General features: G+C 53.8%; 24 protein-coding genes and 1 pseudogene. 22 read left to right on the top strand and 3 right to left on the bottom strand.

Annotated elements, in window-relative coordinates; genetic code table 11:
• The first annotated feature begins 46 nt into the window (after nt 1-46).
• The 16 genes and pseudogenes from yjdN to cbrB form a co-directional block, all read left to right on the top strand.
• Nucleotides 47-493, top strand: coding sequence for a VOC family metalloprotein YjdN (gene yjdN / locus OGY01_RS00095; RefSeq protein ID WP_045438759.1), 447 nt, complete (start codon nt 47-49; stop codon nt 491-493).
• Nucleotides 494-625: 132 nt separating this feature from the next.
• Complete coding sequence (gene phnC, locus OGY01_RS00100) at nt 626-1,414, top strand: phosphonate ABC transporter ATP-binding protein (RefSeq protein ID WP_048222374.1); 789 nt, start codon at nt 626-628, stop codon at nt 1,412-1,414.
• A 65-nt stretch (nt 1,415-1,479) separates the two neighbouring features.
• On the top strand, nt 1,480-2,496 hold the full coding sequence (phnD, locus tag OGY01_RS00105) for a phosphonate ABC transporter substrate-binding protein (protein WP_286492185.1): 1,017 nt from the start codon (nt 1,480-1,482) through the stop codon (nt 2,494-2,496).
• Between the two features lie 95 nt (nt 2,497-2,591).
• Nucleotides 2,592-3,371, top strand: coding sequence for a phosphonate ABC transporter, permease protein PhnE (gene phnE / locus OGY01_RS00110; protein WP_045438742.1), 780 nt, complete (start codon nt 2,592-2,594; stop codon nt 3,369-3,371).
• A 20-nt stretch (nt 3,372-3,391) separates the two neighbouring features.
• Complete coding sequence (gene phnF / locus OGY01_RS00115; protein WP_045438740.1) at nt 3,392-4,117, top strand: phosphonate metabolism transcriptional regulator PhnF; 726 nt, start codon at nt 3,392-3,394, stop codon at nt 4,115-4,117.
• A gap of 4 nt (nt 4,118-4,121) precedes the next feature.
• Nucleotides 4,122-4,574 (top strand): phosphonate C-P lyase system protein PhnG, encoded by a 453-nt coding sequence (gene phnG, locus OGY01_RS00120; protein ID WP_045438737.1) that lies wholly within the window; start codon nt 4,122-4,124, stop codon nt 4,572-4,574.
• Nucleotides 4,571-5,155 (top strand): phosphonate C-P lyase system protein PhnH, encoded by a 585-nt coding sequence (phnH, locus tag OGY01_RS00125; protein ID WP_045438734.1) that lies wholly within the window; start codon nt 4,571-4,573, stop codon nt 5,153-5,155. The genes phnG and phnH overlap by 4 nt, the downstream gene beginning before the upstream one ends.
• Nucleotides 5,155-6,222 carry a carbon-phosphorus lyase complex subunit gene (locus OGY01_RS00130; protein WP_048222378.1) on the top strand — a complete coding sequence of 356 codons (1,068 nt, stop codon included), beginning with the start codon at nt 5,155-5,157 and terminating at the stop codon, nt 6,220-6,222. Before phnH ends, OGY01_RS00130 begins: the two co-directional genes overlap by 1 nt.
• A gap of 46 nt (nt 6,223-6,268) precedes the next feature.
• On the top strand, nt 6,269-7,060 hold the full coding sequence (gene phnJ / locus OGY01_RS00135; RefSeq protein ID WP_231593097.1) for an alpha-D-ribose 1-methylphosphonate 5-phosphate C-P-lyase PhnJ: 792 nt from the start codon (nt 6,269-6,271) through the stop codon (nt 7,058-7,060).
• Nucleotides 7,057-7,815: a phosphonate C-P lyase system protein PhnK gene (phnK, locus tag OGY01_RS00140; RefSeq protein WP_286492187.1), complete on the top strand. Its 759-nt coding sequence runs from the start codon at nt 7,057-7,059 to the stop codon at nt 7,813-7,815. Before phnJ ends, phnK begins: the two co-directional genes overlap by 4 nt.
• A gap of 9 nt (nt 7,816-7,824) precedes the next feature.
• Complete coding sequence (phnL, locus tag OGY01_RS00145; RefSeq protein WP_045438722.1) at nt 7,825-8,505, top strand: phosphonate C-P lyase system protein PhnL; 681 nt, start codon at nt 7,825-7,827, stop codon at nt 8,503-8,505.
• The gene (gene phnM, locus OGY01_RS00150; protein WP_200012894.1) at nt 8,502-9,638 is read left to right on the top strand and encodes an alpha-D-ribose 1-methylphosphonate 5-triphosphate diphosphatase; all 1,137 of its coding nucleotides are present in this window, start codon (nt 8,502-8,504) and stop codon (nt 9,636-9,638) included. The genes phnL and phnM overlap by 4 nt, the downstream gene beginning before the upstream one ends.
• A 2-nt stretch (nt 9,639-9,640) precedes the next feature.
• A complete protein-coding gene (phnN, locus tag OGY01_RS00155) occupies nt 9,641-10,195 on the top strand; it encodes a ribose 1,5-bisphosphokinase (protein WP_045438712.1) in 555 nt (184 codons plus the stop codon).
• Nucleotides 10,182-10,616 carry an aminoalkylphosphonate N-acetyltransferase gene (gene phnO / locus OGY01_RS00160; RefSeq protein ID WP_200012901.1) on the top strand — a complete coding sequence of 145 codons (435 nt, stop codon included), beginning with the start codon at nt 10,182-10,184 and terminating at the stop codon, nt 10,614-10,616. The genes phnN and phnO overlap by 14 nt, the downstream gene beginning before the upstream one ends.
• Before the next feature lie 8 nt (nt 10,617-10,624).
• Entirely contained in the window at nt 10,625-11,383 is a 759-nt protein-coding gene (phnP, locus tag OGY01_RS00165) for a phosphonate metabolism protein PhnP (RefSeq protein WP_286492189.1), read from the top strand.
• Between the two features lie 69 nt (nt 11,384-11,452).
• A pseudogene (gene cbrB, locus OGY01_RS23725) lies at nt 11,453-11,656 on the top strand (inner membrane protein CbrB); the annotation flags it as partial.
• Between the two features lie 31 nt (nt 11,657-11,687).
• On the opposite strand, the gene yjdP reads toward cbrB, so the two are convergent.
• Together yjdP and rpiB are read right to left on the bottom strand one after the other, a co-directional pair.
• On the bottom strand, nt 11,688-12,017 hold the full coding sequence (gene yjdP, locus OGY01_RS00170; protein WP_048222388.1) for a DDRRRQL repeat protein YjdP: 330 nt from the start codon (nt 12,015-12,017) through the stop codon (nt 11,688-11,690).
• Between the two features lie 69 nt (nt 12,018-12,086).
• Nucleotides 12,087-12,536, bottom strand: a complete 450-nt coding sequence (gene rpiB, locus OGY01_RS00175; RefSeq protein ID WP_284097316.1) for a bifunctional allose-6-phosphate isomerase/ribose-5-phosphate isomerase RpiB — start codon at nt 12,534-12,536, stop codon at nt 12,087-12,089.
• A gap of 358 nt (nt 12,537-12,894) precedes the next feature.
• On the opposite strand from rpiB, the gene OGY01_RS00180 reads away from it, so the two are divergent.
• The 6 genes from OGY01_RS00180 to alsK all read left to right on the top strand — a co-directional run bounded on the left by OGY01_RS00180 (nt 12,895) and on the right by alsK (nt 19,169).
• Entirely contained in the window at nt 12,895-13,785 is an 891-nt protein-coding gene (locus OGY01_RS00180; protein ID WP_284097315.1) for a MurR/RpiR family transcriptional regulator, read from the top strand.
• A 119-nt stretch (nt 13,786-13,904) separates the two neighbouring features.
• Entirely contained in the window at nt 13,905-14,840 is a 936-nt protein-coding gene (gene alsB / locus OGY01_RS00185) for a D-allose transporter substrate-binding protein (protein WP_284097326.1), read from the top strand.
• A 203-nt stretch (nt 14,841-15,043) separates the two neighbouring features.
• The gene (alsA, locus tag OGY01_RS00190) at nt 15,044-16,576 is read left to right on the top strand and encodes a D-allose ABC transporter ATP-binding protein AlsA (RefSeq protein WP_286492191.1); all 1,533 of its coding nucleotides are present in this window, start codon (nt 15,044-15,046) and stop codon (nt 16,574-16,576) included.
• Nucleotides 16,555-17,535 (top strand): D-allose ABC transporter permease, encoded by a 981-nt coding sequence (gene alsC, locus OGY01_RS00195; protein ID WP_286492193.1) that lies wholly within the window; start codon nt 16,555-16,557, stop codon nt 17,533-17,535. The genes alsA and alsC overlap by 22 nt, the downstream gene beginning before the upstream one ends.
• A gap of 10 nt (nt 17,536-17,545) precedes the next feature.
• Nucleotides 17,546-18,241 (top strand): D-allulose-6-phosphate 3-epimerase, encoded by a 696-nt coding sequence (alsE, locus tag OGY01_RS00200; RefSeq protein WP_286492195.1) that lies wholly within the window; start codon nt 17,546-17,548, stop codon nt 18,239-18,241.
• On the top strand, nt 18,225-19,169 hold the full coding sequence (gene alsK / locus OGY01_RS00205; protein WP_286492197.1) for an allose kinase: 945 nt from the start codon (nt 18,225-18,227) through the stop codon (nt 19,167-19,169). The genes alsE and alsK overlap by 17 nt, the downstream gene beginning before the upstream one ends.
• Here the strand turns inward: alsK and OGY01_RS00210 are convergent.
• The gene (locus OGY01_RS00210; protein ID WP_286492199.1) at nt 19,135-21,387 is read right to left on the bottom strand and encodes a hybrid sensor histidine kinase/response regulator; all 2,253 of its coding nucleotides are present in this window, start codon (nt 21,385-21,387) and stop codon (nt 19,135-19,137) included. The genes alsK and OGY01_RS00210 overlap by 35 nt on opposite strands.
• Between the last annotated feature and the right edge of the window lie 21 nt (nt 21,388-21,408).

Here is a 21,408-nt window from a genome sequence, read left to right on the forward strand (position 1 = left end):
TTACGCTAACTACACTTAACTGGCTTCTTTTACTGAGGTAAAAATTATGCCATTAAGTCCCTACATCTCTTTTGCCGGCAATTGCGCCGACGCCATCGCATACTACCAACAGACATTGGGCGCAGAGCTGCTCTACAAAATCAACTTTGGTGAAATGCCCAAATCGGCACAGGACAGCGAAGAGGGTTGCCCTTCAGGTATGAAATTCCCCGATACTGCAATAGCCCACGCTAATCTGCGTATCGCGGGCAGCGATATCATGATGAGTGATGCTGTTTCATCAGGAAACGCACATTATTCCGGTTTCACGCTGGTTCTTGATACGCAACATGTCGACGAAGGGAAGCGCTGGTTTGACAAACTTGCCGCCAAAGGCCAAATCGAAATGGACTGGCAGGAAACCTTCTGGGCGCACGGATTCGGTAAAGTCACCGATCAATACGGTGTGCCATGGATGATTAACGTCGTGAAGCAACCGCAGCCAACCGAGTAACCTGACGGGAGGCTCGCCCTCCCGTACTGTCATCAAATCTCGCTCAACTCTTCATCGCCAGGTAACCTTCCTTTAACGAAAATGTCACATTAATCCGCCACGATGGGGCCACTTTTTTAGGGAGGCCGCATCATGCAAACGATTATTCGCGTCGAAAAACTCTCCAAATCCTTCAATCAACATCAGGCGCTAAACGCGGTTGATCTCAATATCGGTGCCGGTGAGATGGTCGCTCTGCTTGGGCCGTCTGGCTCCGGCAAATCCACCCTTTTACGCCATTTAAGCGGTTTGATTACTGGTGATAAATCACCAGGCAGTCGCGTCGAACTGTTAGGTCGCACCGTACAGCGTGAAGGCCGGCTGGCGCGCGACATTCGCAAAAGCCGCGCTCACACCGGCTACATCTTCCAGCAGTTCAATCTGGTGAACCGTCTGACCGTGCTGGAGAACGTGCTGATTGGTGCGCTCGGCAGCACACCGTTCTGGCGCACTTGTTTTAGCTGGTTTACGTCAGAACAGAAACAACGTGCGTTACAGGCGCTAACCCGCGTTGGCATGGCGCACTTTGCATATCAGCGCGTTTCCACGCTTTCAGGCGGGCAGCAGCAACGCGTCGCCATCGCCCGCGCGCTGATGCAGCAGGCAAAAGTGATCCTCGCCGATGAGCCGATTGCCTCGCTGGACCCGGAATCTGCGCGCATCGTGATGGACACCCTGCGCGACATTAACCAGACCGACGGCATCACCGTGGTTGTCACACTGCATCAGGTGGATTACGCCCTGCGTTACTGCGAACGCATTGTCGCACTGCGTCAGGGGAACGTCTTCTTTGATGGCAGCAGCCAGCACTTCGATAACGATCGATTTGATCATCTCTACCGCAGCATGAACCGCGTCGAACAGAACGCGCAGGCTGCTTAATTGAACTGAAAAGACCAGGCTGACAAGTGAAATAGCCTGGAACAATGACTCGTTGAGGAAAAAACATGAGCTATAAGGCCGTTGCCGCGCTGGCGTTCACCAGCATGTTCAGCTTCAGTACCTTGTTAAGCCCGGCGCATGCCGAAGAGCAGGAAAAAGCGCTGAACTTTGGCATTATTTCGACTGAATCACAGCAAAACCTGAAGCCACAGTGGGAACCGTTCCTGAAGGACATGGAAAAATCACTGGGCGTAAAAGTGAACGCCTTCTTTGCCCCGGACTATGCCGGGATCATCCAGGGAATGCGTTTTAACAAAGTCGATATCGCCTGGTACGGCAACCTCTCCGCCATGGAAGCAGTGGACCGCGCCAACGGACAGGTCTTTGCACAGACCGTTGCCGCAGATGGATCGCCGGGTTACTGGAGCGTGCTGATCGTTAACAAAGACAGCCCGATCAACAACCTGAACGAACTGATCGCCAAACGCAAAGATCTGACTTTCGGCAACGGCGATCCTAACTCCACTTCAGGCTTCCTTGTTCCTGGTTACTACGTCTTCGCCAAAAACAATATTTCTGCCAGCGACTTCAAACGCACGGTTAACGCCGGGCACGAAACTAACGCCCTGGCGGTCGCCAACAAGCAGGTGGATGTGGCAACCAACAACACCGAAAACCTCGACAAACTGAAAACCTCCGCGCCAGACAAACTAAAAGAACTGAAGGTGATCTGGAAGTCACCGCTGATCCCGGGCGATCCGATCGTCTGGCGTAAGAACCTCTCCGAAAACACCAAGGACAAGGTGTACGACTTCTTTATGAGCTACGGCAAAACACCAGAAGAGAAAGCCACTCTGGAACGTCTGGGCTGGGCGCCATTCCGCGCCTCCAGCGATCTGCAACTGGTGCCGATTCGTCAGCTGGCGTTGTTTAAAGAGATGCAGGGCGTGAAGGACAACAAAGGACTGAATGCAGAAGAAAAAACCAGCAAAACCTCAGCGCTGAAAGCACAGCTCGACGACCTCGACCGCCTGACTGCTGCACTGGGTGCGATGACCAACGTCACCAAAGCGGTGCAGTAACGGATTGCCCGGTGGCGCGATGCTTACCGGGCCTACGAACGTAGGCCGGATCAGGCAAAGCCGCCATCCGGCAATACAGAATAACGGAGCCAAATATGCAAACCATCACCGTCGCCCCACCCAAGCGCAGCTGGTTCTCGCTGCTGAGCTGGGCCATCCTTCTCGCCGTGCTGGTTGTCTCGTGGAAAGGCGCCGAAATGGCCCCGCTCACGCTGATCGAGGATTCCGGCAATATGGCGACTTTCGCCGCCGACTTCTTCCCGCCGGACTTCAGCCAGTGGCGGGACTATTTGGGCGAAATGGCCGTCACTCTGCAAATCGCCGTCTGGGGTACCGCCCTCGCTGTTGTTTTATCGATTCCTTTTGGCCTGATGTGCGCCGATAACCTCGTGCCGTGGTGGATTTACCAGCCGATGCGAAGGGCGATGGACGCCTGTCGCGCCATCAACGAAATGGTCTTCGCCATGCTGTTTGTCGTCGCCGTCGGCCTGGGTCCGTTTGCAGGCGTCATGGCGCTGTTCATCCATACCACCGGGGTGCTCTCCAAGCTGCTTTCCGAAGCAGTAGAAGCCATTGAACCCGGTCCGGTAGAAGGGATTCGCGCTACCGGTGCTAACAAGATTGAAGAGATCCTCTACGGCGTTCTGCCGCAGGTCATGCCGCTACTCATCTCCTACTCGCTGTACCGTTTTGAGTCCAACGTCCGCTCCGCCACGGTGGTTGGGATGGTCGGCGCAGGCGGGATCGGCGTAACGCTATGGGAGGCGATTCGCGGCTTTCAGTTCCAGCAAACCTGCGCCCTGATGGTGTTAATCATCGTCACCGTCAGCCTGCTGGATTTCCTCTCCCAGCGTTTACGTAAGCACTTTATCTGATTAGCGAGGCATTGATTGCTATGCACTTGTCTACACATCCGACCAGTTATCCGACGCGTTATCAGGAGATTGCCGCGAGACTTGAGCAGGAGCTTCGTCAACATTATCGCTGCGGCGACTACCTTCCCGCGGAGCATCAGCTTGCCGCGCGCTACGAGGTGAACCGCCATACATTGCGCCGTGCCATCGACCAACTGGTTGAACGCGGCTGGGTGCAGCGTCGCCAGGGCGTGGGCGTACTGGTGCTGATGCGACCGTTCGATTACCCACTCAATGCTCAGGCGCGCTTCAGCCAGAACCTGCTGGACCAGGGTAGCCACCCTACCAGCGAAAAACTGCTGGCGGTGCTGCGCCCGGCGTCCAGCCACATTGCCGACGCATTGAGCGTCAAAGAGGGCGACAACGTCATTCATCTGCGCACCCTGCGCCGGGTGAACGGTATCGCTCTGTGTCAGATTGACCACTACTTTTCCGACCTCACCCTCTGGCCGCTGTTGCAGGGCTTTAACAGCGGCTCATTGCACGACTATCTGCGCGAGCAATCTGGTCTGACATTACAGCGCACGCAGACGCGTATCAGCGCCCGCCGCGCGCAGGCCAAAGAGAGCAAGATACTGGAAATCCCCAACATGGCGCCGCTGCTGTGCGTGCGTACCCTGAACCACCGTGATGGCGAAGAGCATGCAGCGGAATACTCCGTCAGCCTGACCCGCGCCGACATGATCGAATTCACCATGGAGCACTGACTGAATGCACGTCGATATCGCCACCCGCCAGCACTGGATGCGCGTGCTGGCTTACAGCAACGCTGAAACCCTGAATGCGCGTCTGCAGGCACTGAAGCTGACGCCGGAATATGAACTGATCCGCGCACCAGAAACCGGACTGATGCAGATTCAGGCCCGTATGGGCGGCACCGGCAACCGTTTCTTTGCTGGCGACACCACGCTCACCCGCGCAGTAGTACGCCTTAAAAGCGGCACGCTGGGCTACAGCTACCTGCTCGGACGTAATAAACACCATGCTGAGCAGTGCGCCGTCATTGACGCGCTGCTCCAGGAACAGACGCATTTCCAGAGCCTAATGGAAACCCTTATTACCCCGCTGGAAGCGGAACGCGATGCACTGATTAGCGCTCGCCGTGCCGAAGTTAACGCCAGCCGGGTCGACTTCTTCACGCTGGTACGCGGAGATAACGCATGACCTTACAAACAGCCTTTAACCTACCCGTCCAGGACGCGCAACAAAGCTTTCGTCGTCTGCTGAAAGCAATGAGCGAACCGGGGGTGATTGTCGCCTTGCATCAACTGAAACACGGTTGGCAGCCGCTGAATCTCGCGACCACCAGCGTGTTACTGACACTGGTCGATGGCGACACACCGGTCTGGCTGGCACCTTCCATGAATAATGACATTGCCAGCCAGAACCTGCGTTTTCACACTAACGCGTCGCTGGTGGATCAGCCGCAACTGGCGGCATTTGCCGTTGCCGACGAACGCATCAGCAGCGAACAACTGAACGCACTCTCCTCCGGCTCCGCCGTTGCGCCAGAGACCAGTGCCACCCTGATTGTGCAGGTCGCAGGTTTAAGCGGTGGCCGAATGCTGCGCCTGACGGGTGCGGGCATTGCAGAAGAACGGATGATTGCGCCACAACTGCCTGAATGCATTATTCATGAACTCACCGAACGCCCGCACCCGTTCCCGTTGGGAGTCGATCTGATCCTGACCTGCGGCGAGCGGTTGCTGGCTATTCCGCGAACCACCCATGTGGAGGTGTGCTGATGTACGTCGCCGTCAAAGGGGGTGAAAAGGCGATAGCCAACGCCCACGCACTGCAAGAAAACCGACGCCGGGGCGATGATGACATTGCCGAACTGAGCGTGACGCAAATCGAACAGCAGATGAACCTGGCGGTCGATCGCGTGATGACTGAGGGCGGGATTGCTGACCGTGAACTGGCCGCGCTGGCACTGAAACAAGCCAGTGGTGATAACGTCGAAGCCATCTTTCTGCTGCGCGCCTACCGCACAACGCTGGCAAAGCTGGCGGTGAGCGAGCCGCTAAACAGTGCAGAGATGCGCCTGGAACGCCGTATCTCCGCCGTCTACAAGGACATTCCCGGTGGACAGCTGTTAGGCCCTACTTACGACTACACCCACCGCCTGCTGGATTTTACCCTGCTGGCCAATGGCGAAACGCCGCCACTGCGAACCGCTGATAGCGCACAGGAGGCCTCCCCACACGTCTTCTCTCTGCTGGCAAACCAGGGACTGGCAAAGCGTGAAGAAGATAACGGGGCAACGCCCGATGACATCACCCGCACACCGCCAGTTTACCCCTGCTCACGCGCCTCACGCCTGCAACAGCTAATGCGTGGTGATGAAGGTTATCTGCTGGCACTCGCCTACTCCACTCAACGCGGTTACGGGCGTAACCATCCGTTTGCGGCAGAGATCCGCAGCGGCTATGTGGAACTGGAAACTGTACCGGAAGAGCTGGGATTTGCGGTCAATGTCGGCGAACTGTTGATGACCGAATGCGAAATGGTCAACGGTTTTGTCGCGCCAGAGAACGAAGCGCCCCATTTTACCCGCGGTTACGGGCTGGTGTTCGGCATGAGTGAACGTAAAGCGATGGCAATGGCACTGGTGGACAGAGCCCTACAGGCACCCGAATACGATGAAACGGTCACGGGACCCGCGCAGGACGAAGAGTTCGTGCTGGCGCATGCGGATAATGTCGAGGCGGCGGGTTTTGTTTCGCACCTCAAGCTCCCCCATTACGTCGATTTCCAGGCCGAGCTGGAACTGCTCAAACGTCTGCAACAGGAGGCCTCTCGTGACCACTAACCTCTCCGGTTACAACTTTGCTTATCTTGATGAGCAGACCAAACGCATGATCCGCCGCGCCATTTTGAAAGCGGTCGCCATTCCCGGCTATCAGGTGCCGTTCGGCGGCCGTGAAATGCCGATGCCCTACGGCTGGGGAACTGGTGGTATTCAACTGACTGCCAGCGTGATTGGCGAGCCGGATGTGCTGAAGGTGATTGACCAGGGTGCAGATGACACTACCAACGCCGTGTCGATCCGCAACTTCTTCAAACGCATTACTGGGGTAAATACCACTGAGCGAACAGAAGACGCCACGCTGATCCAGACTCGTCATCGGATCCCGGAAACACCCCTAACTGAAGATCAGATCCTGATCTTTCAGGTACCAATCCCGGAGCCGCTGCGCTTTATCGAACCTCGCGAAACGGAAACCCGCACCATGCACGCGCTGGAAGAGTACGGCGTGATGCAGGTGAAGCTGTATGAAGATATCGCCCGCTTCGGCCATATCGCCACCACTTATGCCTATCCGGTGAAGGTTAACGGGCGCTACGTGATGGACCCATCACCCATTCCAAAATTCGACAACCCGAAGATGGATATGATGCCAGCCCTGCAACTGTTTGGCGCAGGCCGTGAAAAACGGATCTACGCCGTTCCGCCCTATACCAGGGTGGAAAGCCTCGATTTTGACGATCACCCGTTCACGGTGCAGAGCTGGGATGAGCCCTGCGCCATCTGCGGTTCAACCCACAGTTATCTCGACGAAGTGGTGCTCGATGACACCGGCAAACGGATGTTTGTCTGCTCCGACACCGATTACTGCCGCCAACAGAGTGAGGCTCTCAGCAAATGACGCAACCGCTGCTTTCGGTCAACAACCTGACCCACCTCTACGCGCCGGGAAAGGGCTTCAGCGATGTCTCTTTCGACCTGTGGCCTGGCGAAGTGCTGGGCATCGTCGGCGAGTCCGGCTCCGGCAAAACTACGCTGCTGAAATCGATCTCCTCACGTCTGACGCCGCAGAGCGGTGAGATTTTGTATCAGAACCATTCGCTGTACGGCATGAATGAAGCCGACCGCCGCCGCCTGCTGCGTACCGAATGGGGCGTGGTGCATCAGCATCCGATGGACGGTCTGCGCCGCCAGGTTTCGGCGGGTGGCAATATCGGCGAACGCCTGATGGCTACCGGCGCGCGCCATTATGGTGACATCCGAGCCACCGCGATGCGCTGGCTGGAGGAGGTCGAGATCCCCGCCTCACGTATTGACGACCTGCCGACCACCTTTTCCGGCGGCATGCAGCAACGTTTACAGATCGCCCGTAACCTCGTCACCCATCCCAAACTGGTGTTTATGGATGAACCCACCGGCGGGCTGGACGTCTCGGTACAGGCCAAACTGCTGGACCTGCTACGCGGCCTGGTGGTGGAACTGGATCTGGCTGTGGTGATTGTCACCCATGATTTAGGCGTGGCGCGTCTGCTGGCAGACCGTTTGCTGGTGATGAAGCAAGGTCAGGTGGTGGAAAGTGGATTAACTGACCGCGTGCTCGATGATCCACATCACCCCTATACCCAACTGCTGGTGTCGTCCGTATTGCAGAATTAAGAGGCCAACATGATTCGCGTTGAAAATGTCAGTAAGACTTTTGTACTCCACCAGCAAAACGGTGTACGTCTGCCGGTGCTGCAAAACGCCACTCTGGAAGTTAAAAACGGGGAATGCGTGGTACTTCACGGCCATTCCGGTAGCGGAAAATCAACGCTGCTGCGCTCGCTATACGCCAACTATCTGCCGGATGAAGGGCACATCCACATTCGCCACAGTGATGAATGGGTGGATCTGGTGCAGGCTCCGGCACGCAAAGTACTGGAAGTCCGTCGCGCAACCATCGGCTGGGTGAGCCAGTTTCTGCGTGTGATCCCAAGGATTTCCGCGCTGGATGTCGTAATGCAGCCTCTGCTTGATCTGGGGGTTTCTCGCGAGGAATGCGCTGCCAAAGCGGCGAATCTGCTCACTCGCCTGAATGTCCCGGAGCGGCTGTGGCATCTTGCACCGTCGACGTTTTCCGGCGGTGAACAGCAGCGCGTCAACATTGCCCGCGGGTTTATCGTTGATTACCCCATTCTGCTGCTCGATGAGCCCACTGCCTCACTGGATGCCAAAAACAGCGCCGCCGTCGTCGCACTGATTGAAGAAGCGAAAGCCCGCGGCGCGGCAATTGTCGGCATTTTTCACGATCAAACCGTGCGCGACCGCGTAGCGGATCGCCTGCACCTGATGGGAACAACAGCATGATTATCAACAATGTAAAGCTGGTGCTGGAAAATGAAGTGCTGCAGGGATCGCTGGAAATACAGGACGGGGTTATCCGCGCTGTTGCCGAAGGCCAGAGCCGTCTTCCGCAAGCGCTGGACGGTGAAGGCGGTTGGCTGTTGCCGGGACTGATCGAACTGCATACCGATAATCTGGATAAATTCTTCACCCCCCGCCCGAAGGTGGACTGGCCCGCCCATTCGGCAATGAGCAGCCACGACGCGCTGATGGTCGCCAGTGGTATCACGACCGTGCTGGATGCCGTTGCCATTGGCGATGTGCGTGACGGCGGCGACCGTCTGGAAAACCTGGAGAAGATGATTAACGCGGTGGAAGAGACACAAAAACGCGGGGTCAATCGCGCTGAACACCGCCTGCATTTGCGCTGTGAGTTGCCGCATCACACCACCCTGCCGCTGTTTGAAAAGCTGGTCGGTCGCGAACCGGTAACTCTGGTTTCGCTGATGGACCACTCGCCGGGTCAGCGTCAATTTGCCAACCGCGAGAAGTACCGCGAGTATTATCAGGGCAAATATTCACTCACCGATGCGCAGATGGCTCTTTATGAAGAGGAACAAGTGGCACTGGCGGCGCGCTGGTCGCAGCCCAACCGCTCAGCCATTGCGCAGATGTGCCGCGAACGTCAGATTGCGCTGGCAAGCCACGATGACGCGACGCATGAACATGTGCTGGAATCGCATCAGCTTGGCAGCGTTATTGCCGAATTTCCCACCACGTTTGAGGCCGCAGAAGCCTCACGCCAGCATGGTATGAATGTGCTGATGGGAGCGCCAAACATCGTGCGCGGTGGTTCTCACTCAGGCAACGTGGCGGCACATAAGCTGGCAGAATTAGGCCTGCTGGATATCCTCTCTTCTGATTACTACCCCGCCAGCCTGCTCGATGCAGCCTTTCGTGTTGCCGATGACGAAGCCAACCGCTTTACGCTATCGCAGGCAATCCGGCTGGTCACCCGCAACCCGGCACAAGCGCTGAATCTCAACGATCGTGGCGTTATTGCTGAAGGTAAGCGTGCGGATCTGGTGCTGGCACACCGTAAGGGCGATCACATCCATATCGATCACGTCTGGCGTCAGGGGAAAAGGGTGTTCTGACTATGGGAAAACTGATCTGGCTGATGGGGCCATCCGGCTCAGGTAAGGACAGTTTGCTGGCGGCACTCCGCCAGCAGGAACATACGCAGTTACTGGTGGCGCACCGCTACATTACCCGAGCCGCTAACGCCGGGAATGAAAATCATATCGCCCTCAGTGAACAAGAGTTTTTTACCCGCGCCGGGCAGAATCTGCTGGCGCTGAGCTGGCATGCCAACGGCCTATACTACGGCGTGGGCGTGGAGATCGACCTCTGGCTGCACGCCGGTTTCGATGTCGTCGTCAACGGATCGCGCGCCCATCTGGCACAGGCGCAAACGCGCTATGGCACCTCGCTTTTGCCCATTTGCTTACAAGTTTCTCCTGAGATTTTGCGCCAGCGCCTGCAGATGCGCGGGCGGGAGAGCGCAATGGAAATCGCCGCCCGCCTCGAACGCGCAGCACGCTACACGCCGTTTGACTGCCATGTCCTCAATAACGATGGAAGTTTGCTACAGTCAGTCGATACATTGCTCACACTGATGGGACGCAAGGAGAAGAAACATGTCTGTCTGTGAATTACGCCGCGCCACGCTGTACGATGTTGATGCGGTTTACGCGCTTATTTGCGAACTAAAGCAGGGCAAATTTGACCACCAGGCATTTAGCGCCGGGTATGCCGCAAATCTGCAGGACCACAATATGCGCTACCAACTGGCGCTATTGGACGGACAAGTCGTCGGGATGATTGGTCTGCACTTACAGTTTCACCTGCACCACGCCAACTGGATCGGTGAAATTCAGGAATTAGTTGTAATGCCACAGGCGCGAGGGCTAAAAGTAGGCAGTCAATTGCTGGCCTGGGCTGAAGCGACAGCACGTGAGGCTGGCGCAGAAATGACCGAGCTTTCCACCAGTGTTCAACGCCACGACGCACACCGTTTTTATCTGCGTGAAGGCTATGTACAAAGCCATTACCGCTTCACCAAGCCGTTGTAGGGAGAGCTATGAGTCTGACCATCACGCTGACGGGAACGGGCGGTGCCCAGTTAGTACCGGTTTTTGGCTGCGACTGTGCAGCCTGCCAACGGGCACGTATACAGACACAATACCGTCGTCGCCCCTGTAGCGGGGTGGTCAGGTTCAATGATTCGGTGACGCTGCTGGACGCGGGGATCCCACACCTGATGGATGACTGGCCCGCAGGCAGTTTCCGGCAATTTCTGCTAACCCATTACCATATGGATCATGTACAGGGGCTGTTTACGCTGCGCTGGGGTGTAGGCAAGACCATCCCGGTGTACGGACCGCCGGATAAACAGGGCTGTGACGATCTGTTTAAGCATCCCGGCATTCTCGATTTTAGCCATACGGTCGAACCGTTTGTGGTCTTTGATCTCCAGGGCTTACAGGTTACTCCATTGCCGCTTAACCACTCAAAACTGACGTTTGGTTATCTGCTGGAAACCGCGCACAGTCGCCTGGCGTGGCTCTCTGACACCGCCGGACTACCTGACAAGACGCTGAAATTCCTGATCAACAATCAACCTCAGGCAATCGTCATCGATTGTAGCCATGCCCCGCGCACCGAACCGCCGCGTAATCATTGCGATCTCAACACCGTAATGGCACTCAATGAGCTGATTCGCTGCCCGAGGGTGATCCTGACTCACATCAGCCACCAGTTCGACGCATGGATGATGGAAAATCCATTACCAAAAGGGATGGAGGCCGGATATGACGGGATGGAGATTGTGGTGGATTAGCCCACTTCACGCGCGCTTCACACTCCAGGCCTATGCTCCCTGCACATTGTTCAATTTGAAGGGAATCGCATGACCCGAACACGACGTATCATCCACCACGCCAGTTGGTTCACGCTGCTGGGGCCGTTTATCGGCATGCTGTTAACCATTATCGGTCTGATGTGCATAACGTCTGATTCAGCCATGCGCCTGCTGGCCGACATTCTGCACATGTTTTCGCTGTTTATTACGCTGACATGGATAATCGGTGCGATTCCCGCGCTACTGACGGGAATCATCGTCGCGAAAAAAGGTGAATGGGGCGTTAACGATCGTAGTCCTCTTCCATTCTACGCTCTTCATCTTCAAGCTGACGCCGTTCCTGATCGAGCTGACGCTGGCGGTCGTCTAACTGACGACGACGGTCTTCAAACTGGCGACGGCGGTTATCATACTGCCTGCGACGATCGTCGCTCATCTGGCGCTGCCAGCTTTCATCACGAGAATCGTCGTAATCCCGATTATTTTCAGGTTTATAGGCATCGCTGACGGCACGTTGAATATTGCCGATGGCGTCATCGATAATATCCGCCTGTGCCGAAATGGTGGTCAGCATCAGCAGACTGAATAAAAAGAGTGTCGTGGAGCGTTTCATAAAACCAGCCCTGAAGAGAAACTCGCTCCACGGTAATCAAAGCACTGTCACACAAGTAGCGGAGGATTCTCAATTCCTCCGCCGCTCTATCGCCATAATTGTCTCAACGCGTTGTTGATGACGTCCTCCTTCGAACACTGCATCCAGCCAAGCGTCCACAATCATTTTCGCCAATTCCAGTCCTACCACTCGCGAACCAAACGCCAGTACATTAGAGTCATTATGCTGCCGCGAGAGTTGTGCCGAGTAGGGTTCGCTACAGACAACCGCACGGATCCCGGCAAACTTGTTCGCCGTTATTGAAATACCGACGCCTGTACCACAAATCAGAATCCCGCCATCGACCTCTCCGGTAACCACCGCCTGCGCCACTTCGCTGGCGTAGCGTGGATAATCAGTACGCTCGGACGAATATGTCCCCTTATCAATCACTTCAATACCGCGCTGCGCCAAATGTTTAAAAATATCCGATTTAAGGATAAAACCGACATGATCACAGCCAAATGCAATCTTTTTCATAGATGTTCCGCCACCCTTAAAACTTCACAAAAAAATATTTTCTGTGATTTAAATGCAATAAAAAGCGTCAATTATCAACCTAAAACGTCTTACTGGCCTGTTCTACACACATACATTCAGCAATGCAATAGCGCTTAATGCGCCCCCTTTCCCGCCATACTGACGATAAAAGAACATCACTTTAAAGTAATCACCTGTTTTTAATGACATTAAACTAAGCCGATGTTTTAAATGCGTTCTGTTTTTTCACAGAAACAAAAACTTTATAAATTTAATTATTTTGTGAAGCGATCGGCATCTTTTCTGTCGTTGCTGTGGTGATATAGTGACGTCTTCATTTCAAGGACAAGAGAACGTAATGAGCCAGTCAGAGTTTGATTCAGCGCTTCCAAACGGTATCGGGCTTGCGCCTTACCTGCGTATGAAGCAGGAAGGGATGACCGAGAACGAAAGCCGGATCGTGGAGTGGTTACTCAAGCCGGGGAACCTGAGTTGCGCCCCCGCGATTAAAGATGTTGCGGAAGCGCTGGCAGTATCTGAAGCCATGATTGTTAAAGTATCGAAGCTGCTGGGGTTCAGCGGCTTTCGCAACTTACGCAGTGCGCTCGAGGACTATTTTTCTCAGTCTGAGCAGGTGTTGCCTGCCGAGCTGGCCTTTGATGAAGCACCGCAGGACGTGGTAAATAAGGTATTTAACATTACCTTGCGCACCATTATGGAAGGACAGTCGATCGTCAATGTCGATGAGATCCACCGTGCCGCACGCTTTTTCTATCAGGCAAAACAGCGCGATTTGTATGGCGCGGGTGGATCGAATGCTATCTGCGCTGACGTACAACATAAATTTTTACGCATTGGCATACGCTGTCAGACCTATCCCGATGCGCACATCATGATGATGTCTGCCTCGCTCTTGAAAGAAGGTGATGTGGTTCTGGTCGTCACTCATTCAGGGCGAACCAGCGATGTCAAAGCGGCTGTCGAGTTGGCTAAAAAGAACGGTGCAAAAATTATCTGTATCACTCACAGCTACCATTCGCCAATTGCTAAACTGGCTGACTATATTATTTGTTCGCCAGCACCGGAGACACCTTTATTAGGGCGTAATGCTTCGGCACGTATATTGCAACTTACATTATTAGACGCATTTTTTGTTTCAGTAGCACAACTCAATATTGAACAGGCAACCGTTAATATGCAAAAAACCGGCGCAATTGTTAATTTTTTCTCACCAGGCGCGCTGAAATAAAATGTTAGTTGCTTCCATTTATATTCTCTAAATAATTCGATTTGCAGGAAAGACAACGCATCTGCAACTTGAAGTATGACGAATTCATGGAAGCAACACCCTACACAGAGATTACTACTATGAATAAATATCTGAAATATTTCAGCGGTGCTGCTATAGGCCTAATGTTGTCAACCAGTGTTTTTGCCGCCGCCGAATATGCTGTCGTATTAAAAACTCTCTCTAATCCTTTCTGGGTGGATATGAAAAAAGGAATTGAGGATGAAGCAAAAACGCTGGGCGTCAGCGTCGATATTTTTGCTTCACCTTCAGAGGGCGATTTTCAGTCTCAACTGCAGTTATTCGAAGACCTAAGTAATAAAAATTACAAGGGGATTGCCTTTGCCCCCTTGTCCTCGGTGAACCTGGTAATGCCCGTAGCCCGTGCATGGAAGAAAGGGATTTATCTGGTCAATCTCGATGAAAAAATTGATATGGATAATCTGCAAAAAGCGGGCGGTAATGTTGAAGGTTTTGTCACCACCGATAATGTTGCCGTCGGGGCGAAAGGTGCGACATTCATTATTGATAAGCTAGGTGCTGAAGGTGGTGAAGTAGCAATTATTGAGGGTAAAGCTGGTAACGCCTCCGGCGAAGCGCGTCGTAATGGTGCTACCGAAACCTTCAAAAAAGCAAGCCAGATTAAACTGGTTGCTAGTCAACCCGCCGACTGGGACCGGATTAAAGCACTGGATGTCGCCACTAATGTTCTGCAGCGTAATCCGAATATCAAAGCGATCTATTGCGCGAATGACACGATGGCTATGGGGGTTGCTCAAGCCGTCGCAAACGCTGGAAAAACAGGAAAAGTGCTGGTAGTCGGTACTGATGGTATTCCTGAAGCCCGCAAGATGGTGGAAGCTGGACAAATGACGGCGACTGTTGCCCAGAACCCAGCGGATATCGGTGCGACTGGGCTTAAGCTGATGGTTGATACCGCGAAATCAGGCAACATTATCCCGCTGGATAAAGCACCGGAATTTAAGCTGGTCGATTCTATTCTGATCACAAAATAAAATTGACGTAAAAGGTCATTTGTAGGCCTGATAAGTGTAGCGCCATCAGGCAATGATTCGACTTTTGTGCCGGATGGCGACGCGAAAGCGCTTTATCCGGCTTACTGATTCAGCCAACATTTTGCTTACACATAATCATCCGAGATGCGTCGAGGCGGCAATTGAGAGGCAACTAAAAGGATGAAGTGTAAAAGAGAGCATTTATGGTCACGCCATATATATCGATGGTGGGGATCGGCAAATCCTTTGGTCCGGTTCACGCATTAAAATCGGTTGATTTAACTGTCTACCCTTATGAAATACACGCCTTATTAGGGGAAAATGGTGCCGGTAAATCCACGCTGATGAAAGTGTTGTCGGGAATACACGAACCGACAAAAGGTACCATTACCATTAATGACATTAACTATGACAAACTGGATCACAAATTAGCAGCAAAACTCGGCATTGGAATTATTTATCAGGAACTCAGCGTCATTGATGAATTAACGGTATTGGAGAATTTATATATCGGTCGTCATCTGACGAAAAAAGTCTGCAGCATGAATGTTATCGACTGGCGAGAAATGCGCGTGCGCGCCGCCATGATGTTATTACGCGTGGGCTTGAAAGTCGATTTAGATGAGAAAGTGGCGAACTTATCTATTAGCTATAAACAGATGCTAGAAATCGCCAAGACGCTGATGCTCGACGCCAAAGTAATCATCATGGATGAACCCACCTCCTCACTCACCAATAAAGAGGTGGACTATCTATTTCTGATCATGAGTCAGTTGCGTAAAGAAGGCACTGCCATCGTCTACATCTCACATAAGCTGGCGGAAATTCGCCGCATTTGCGACCGCTATACGGTGATGAAAGACGGGAGTAGCGTTTGCAGTGGCATGGTGAGCGATGTGTCAAATGACGATATCGTTCGTCTGATGGTAGGCCGCGAACTGCAAAACCGATTTAACGTGATGAAGGAGAGCACCGGCAACCTTGAGCGCGATACGGTATTTGAGGTGCAGAATGTCACCAGTCGTGACAGAAAAAAGGTCCGGGATATCTCATTTAGCGTCAGCCGGGGAGAAATATTAGGCTTCGCTGGGCTGGTCGGTTCCGGACGTACCGAACTGATGGATTGCCTGTTTGGCGTTGATAAACGCGCTGGCGGTGAGATCCGTCTTAACGGCAAAGCCATCTCTCCACGTTCACCACTGGATGCCGTAAAAAAGGGGATGGCCTACATAACTGAAAGCCGCCGGGATAACGGCTTTTTCCCCAACCTCTCTATCGCTCAGAACATGGCTATCAGCCGCAGTCTTAAAGGCGGCGGCTATAAAGGCGCGATGGGTCTGTTTCATGAAGGTGACGAGCAACGTACTGCTGAATCTCAGCGCGAACTGCTCGCACTGAAGTGCCACTCGGTAAACCAGAACATTACCGAACTCTCCGGCGGTAACCAGCAGAAAGTACTGATCTCCAAATGGCTGTGTTGTCACCCGGAAGTGATCATTTTCGATGAGCCTACCCGCGGTATCGACGTAGGCGCAAAAGCCGAAATTTACAAGGTGATGCGCCAACTGGCGGACGACGGGAAAGTCCTCCTGATGGTGTCATCTGAACTTCCTGAAATTATCGCCGTCTGCGACCGCATCGCCGTGTTCTGCGAAGGACGACTGACGCAAATCCTGACCAACCGCGATGACATGAGCGAAGAGGAGATTATGGCATGGGCATTACCTCAAGAGTAAAAGACGAAGCGAGCGAGAAGAAACCCTTCAACTTTGCGCTGTTCTGGGATAAATACGGTACCTTTTTTATCCTGGCGATCATCGTCGCCATCTTCGGTTCACTGTCGCCAGAATATTTTCTAACCACTAACAACATTACCCAAATTTTTGTGCAGAGTTCCGTGACCGTTCTGATCGGCATGGGCGAGTTCTTCGCTATTCTTGTCGCCGGTATCGACCTCTCGGTTGGCGCGATTCTGGCGCTTTCCGGCATGGTGACCGCCAAGCTAATGTTAGCTGGTGTCGATCCGTTTCTCGCAGCTCTGATTGGCGGTGTACTAGTCGGCGGCGCACTGGGGGCGATTAATGGCTGCCTGGTAAACTGGACTGGTCTGCACCCCTTTATTATCACGCTTGGCACCAACGCGATTTTCCGTGGGATCACGCTGGTCATCTCCGATGCCAACTCGGTATACGGCTTCTCGTTTGACTTCGTGAACTTCTTTGCCGCCAGCGTGATAGGAATACCCGTCCCCGTTATCTTCTCGTTAATTGTCGCTGTTATCCTCTGGTTTCTAACAACTCGTATGCGTCTCGGGCGCAACATCTACGCACTGGGTGGCAACAAAAACTCAGCTTTCTATTCCGGGATTGACGTGAAATTTCACATCCTGGTGGTGTTTATCATCTCCGGTGTTTGTGCGGGATTGGCTGGTGTCGTCTCCACGGCTCGATTGGGCGCCGCAGAGCCACTTGCCGGAATGGGTTTTGAAACCTACGCCATCGCCAGCGCCATCATTGGCGGCACCAGCTTCTTCGGCGGCAAGGGGCGTATTTTCTCTGTGGTGATTGGCAGCCTGATCATCGGCACCATCAATAACGGCCTGAATATTCTGCAGGTACAAACCTATTACCAACTGGTGGTGATGGGCGGATTAATTATCGCAGCTGTCGCCCTTGACCGTCTTATCAGTAAGTAAGGAATTAATCATGAAAATCTCCCCCTCTTTAATGTGTATGGACCTGCTGAAGTTTAAAGAACAAATCGAATTTATCGACTGTCATGCAGATTACTTTCACATCGATATTATGGACGGCCACTTTGTGCCAAATCTAACGCTCTCACCGTTCTTCGTCAGCCAGGTTAAAAAACTGGCGAGTAAACCGCTCGACTGCCATCTGATGGTAACGCGTCCGCAGGATTACATTAGTCAGTTGGCGCGCGCTGGTGCGGATTTCATTACCCTTCATCCGGAAACTATCAACGGCCAGGCGTTCCGCTTGATTGACGAAATCCGCCGTCATGGCATGAAAGTGGGGCTGATTCTTAACCCGGAAACACCGGTTGAGGCAATGAAATACTATATCCATAAGGCCGATAAAATTACGGTCATGACTGTCGATCCCGGCTTTGCCGGACAACCATTCATCCCTGAAATGCTGGATAAAATTGCCGAACTGAAGGCATGGCGTGAACGAGAGGGTCTAGAGTACGAAATCGAGGTGGATGGTTCATGCAACCAGGCGACCTACAAAAAACTTATGTCAGCTGGTGCGGATGTCTTTATCGTCGGCACCTCCGGGCTATTCAACCATGCGGAGAATATAGACGATGCGTGGAAAGTGATGGCTGCGCAGATCCTGACTGCGAAAAACGAGGTACAGCCTCATGCAAAAACAGCGTAACGTTGTAGCGGGCGTGGATATGGGGGCAACCCATATCCGTTTTTGCCTGCGGACAGCAGAGGGTGAAACTCTACACTGTGAAAAAAAACGTACCGCAGAGGTGATTGCTTCCGGCATCGTGTCAGGTATCGCCGGAATGCTCAACGAGCAACTTAGGCACTTTGAAGTTCGCTGCCGCGGTCTGGTGATGGGGTTTCCGGCGTTAGTCAGCAAAGATAAGCGCACCATTATTTCTACGCCTAACCTGCCATTGGCGCAGGAAGAACTACAGGGGCTCGCGGGTAAACTGGAAGAGGTGCTGGACTGCCCTGTGGAGTTTTCCCGCGACGTCAACCTGCAACTGTCCTGGGATGTAGTAGAAAATTACCTCACGCAGCAGCAGGTTCTGGCTGCCTATCTCGGTACCGGAATGGGCTTTGCGGTGTGGATGAACGGAGCCCCCTGGACCGGAGCGCACGGCGTGGCAGGAGAACTGGGTCATATTCCCCAAGGCGATATGAGCCAACGCTGCGCCTGCGGCAACTCAGGGTGTCTGGAAACTGTCTGCTCCGGACTAGCACTAAGACGTTGGTATGAACAACATCCCCGAGATTATGCGCTGAGTGAACTGTTTGTTTATGCTGGCAACGCCTCCTTCGTCCAGGATCTACTGGAAAACGCTGCACGGGCAATTGCTACCAGCATTAATCTGTTCGATCCCGATGCAGTGATTCTGGGAGGAGGCGTGATGGATATGCCCGCCTTCCCACGCGAGACGCTGATTGCCATGACCCAAAATTACCTGCGCCGTCCACTGCCATATCAGGCCGTGCGTTTCATCGCAGCCTCGTCTTCTGCCTTCAATGGCGCTCAGGGCGCGGCGACACTGGCCCATTATCTTTTTTTATCACAATCTAACGCAGTGCTTGCGCCAGTTGCACACGGGTAAAAGGTTTACGCAATAACGCTACGTCCGGTAGCGCTGGGTTGTGCGCCGGGCGTAAATCCTGGCCGCTGATCAGCAGGATGGTCAACTGCGGATAATGCTTCAGCGCGTGGTTAACCACATCCACCCCGCTTAAGCCACCAGGTAACATTAAGTCACTGATAAGAATATCAATCTCAGATGACGACGCCAGCATATGCATCGCCTGTTCGCCGTTGGACGCCTCCAGCGTCAGATAGCCCAGCAGGTGTAGCTGCTCGCACAACGTCTGGCGCACGTCGGCCTCATCTTCGAGTACCAGAACCAGTTTTTCGCCGCGGGTTGTGGCGTGTTCCGTTATCGGTTCCACCTGAATCTGCACCGGCACAATCGCGCGAGGAAGCTGTAACCTGACGGTAGTTCCCTGCCCTGGCGCGCTTTCAATCTCGACGCGACCGCCGGACTGGCGCACAAATCCGTATACCATCGACAACCCCAGCCCGCTGCCGCTGCCGGTCTGTTTGGTAGTGAAAAACGGTTCAAAGACCTGTGCTTTGATCTCCTGCGACATGCCGCTACCCTGGTCGGCAACCTCCAGCATCACCATGTCCTGCCTGCGTCCATCGCTGCGCGTCACCCGCTGATTCCAGCTGCGAATTTTAATCGTGCCCGCCTGCCCTTCCATCGCATCACGGGCATTCATGACCAGATTAATGATGGCATTTTCCAGTTGGCTGACGTCAATCCACGCCGGCCAGGCGGGCGTCTGGGCTTCAATCTCCAGCGTCAGCGTGGCGGGTAACGAGTGGCGCATCAACTCACCCAGATTCTCCAGCAACGTTTTCAGCTCTACCGCATGCGGATGCAAAGATTGTTTACGCGAAAAGGCTAATAGCCGTTGGGTGAGTAGTGCGCCGCGCTCCGCCGCTTTTAGCGCCCGGTTGATACGCGGCGCATCGGGAGAATCCGGATTAACCAGATCCAGACTGCCGATAATCACCGCCAGCAGGTTATTGAAATCATGCGCTAACCCGCCGGTCAGTTGCCCCACCGCCTTCAGCTTTTGGCTGTGCAACAGTGCTTCTTCAAGGCCCTGACGTTCGGTTCGATCGATTTCCATTTGCGTGGTTTTTTCTTTCAGCAACCGGGTGGTGTGCTCAAGCGAAGCCGTGTTACGCGCAAAAACGCTAAAAGCACGCGCCAGCTCTCCCAGCTCATCGCGCCGTTGCAGGGCAGGAACACTAACGTCTGATTCACCATGCGCCAGCCGGGTCATCGCACGCGAGATAGCCGTCAGGTTGGAGCCAAGATTACGGTAGATATACCAGCCGGCAAAGCCGGTGATCACCACCGCCAGCAGCGCAAAGATCATGATAAACAGCACGCCGGACTGCAATTCATGATGGCTCTGCGCCACCCGCTGTTCGGAGATAATCGCCACCTGTGAGACATACTGGTTGATATCACTGTTGAGGATCGCTACCAGCGCTTTGATATGAAACATATACCAGTTGATCGCCAGATCGCTCTGTTCCAGCGCTGACGAAAGCGGTTCAAGTTTATGTAGCTCCTGATTGAAGTCGTTGAGAATAAGGTTAATCAACAGGTTGGCATTGTGCAGTGGCAACGCAGGCATTACATCGTCCAGCTGTTTGATCACCGATCGCGGCGTTGGCGTTTCGATAGCGGCGACGATCAAGCGATCCATTTGCCCCAGCAGCACGTCATCCTGCCCATCGGTGAGTTTTTGCAGATGGCGTAAGTAACTTTGATTCTGGTACAGCGAACTGAGCAATGCGTTACGTTCCAGATGTCGTAACTGACCGCGCTGTAACATGCCTTCCACACTGCTTTGCAACTCATTGCTGCGTTGAATAATTCGCCCAACCAACTCCGGTTCCTGCTGTGCCAGCGGTGCGCTGGCCAGTTGTTCCAGCGAATGTTTCAGCGCCCGCTGGGTCTCCTGTAACCGCTCCGCTTCACCTTTGTATTCCAGCGCCCCCACCACTTGCGAGAGCCGCACCGCCGCCGTTGCCACGTTTGCTGTATCGCGCGCCAGATTCATGCTACCGGTCATATCGTCTACGGTTTGCTGTTGCACCTGTTCCTGAATCTGACTGGCATGCTGAAAACCCAGCACCGCAACGCCACTCACCATCAGCGTGACCGCGACCACCAGCAGGTTAAAGAACAGCAGTCGCCCACGCGCACTGGCGAAAAAGTGACGTCCGGGTTGCGGCATATCACGCTCCATGAAGAAAAA

The organism is Citrobacter sp. Cm038 (genome assembly GCF_030333105.1).
GTDB lineage: Bacteria > Pseudomonadota > Gammaproteobacteria > Enterobacterales > Enterobacteriaceae > Citrobacter > Citrobacter murliniae.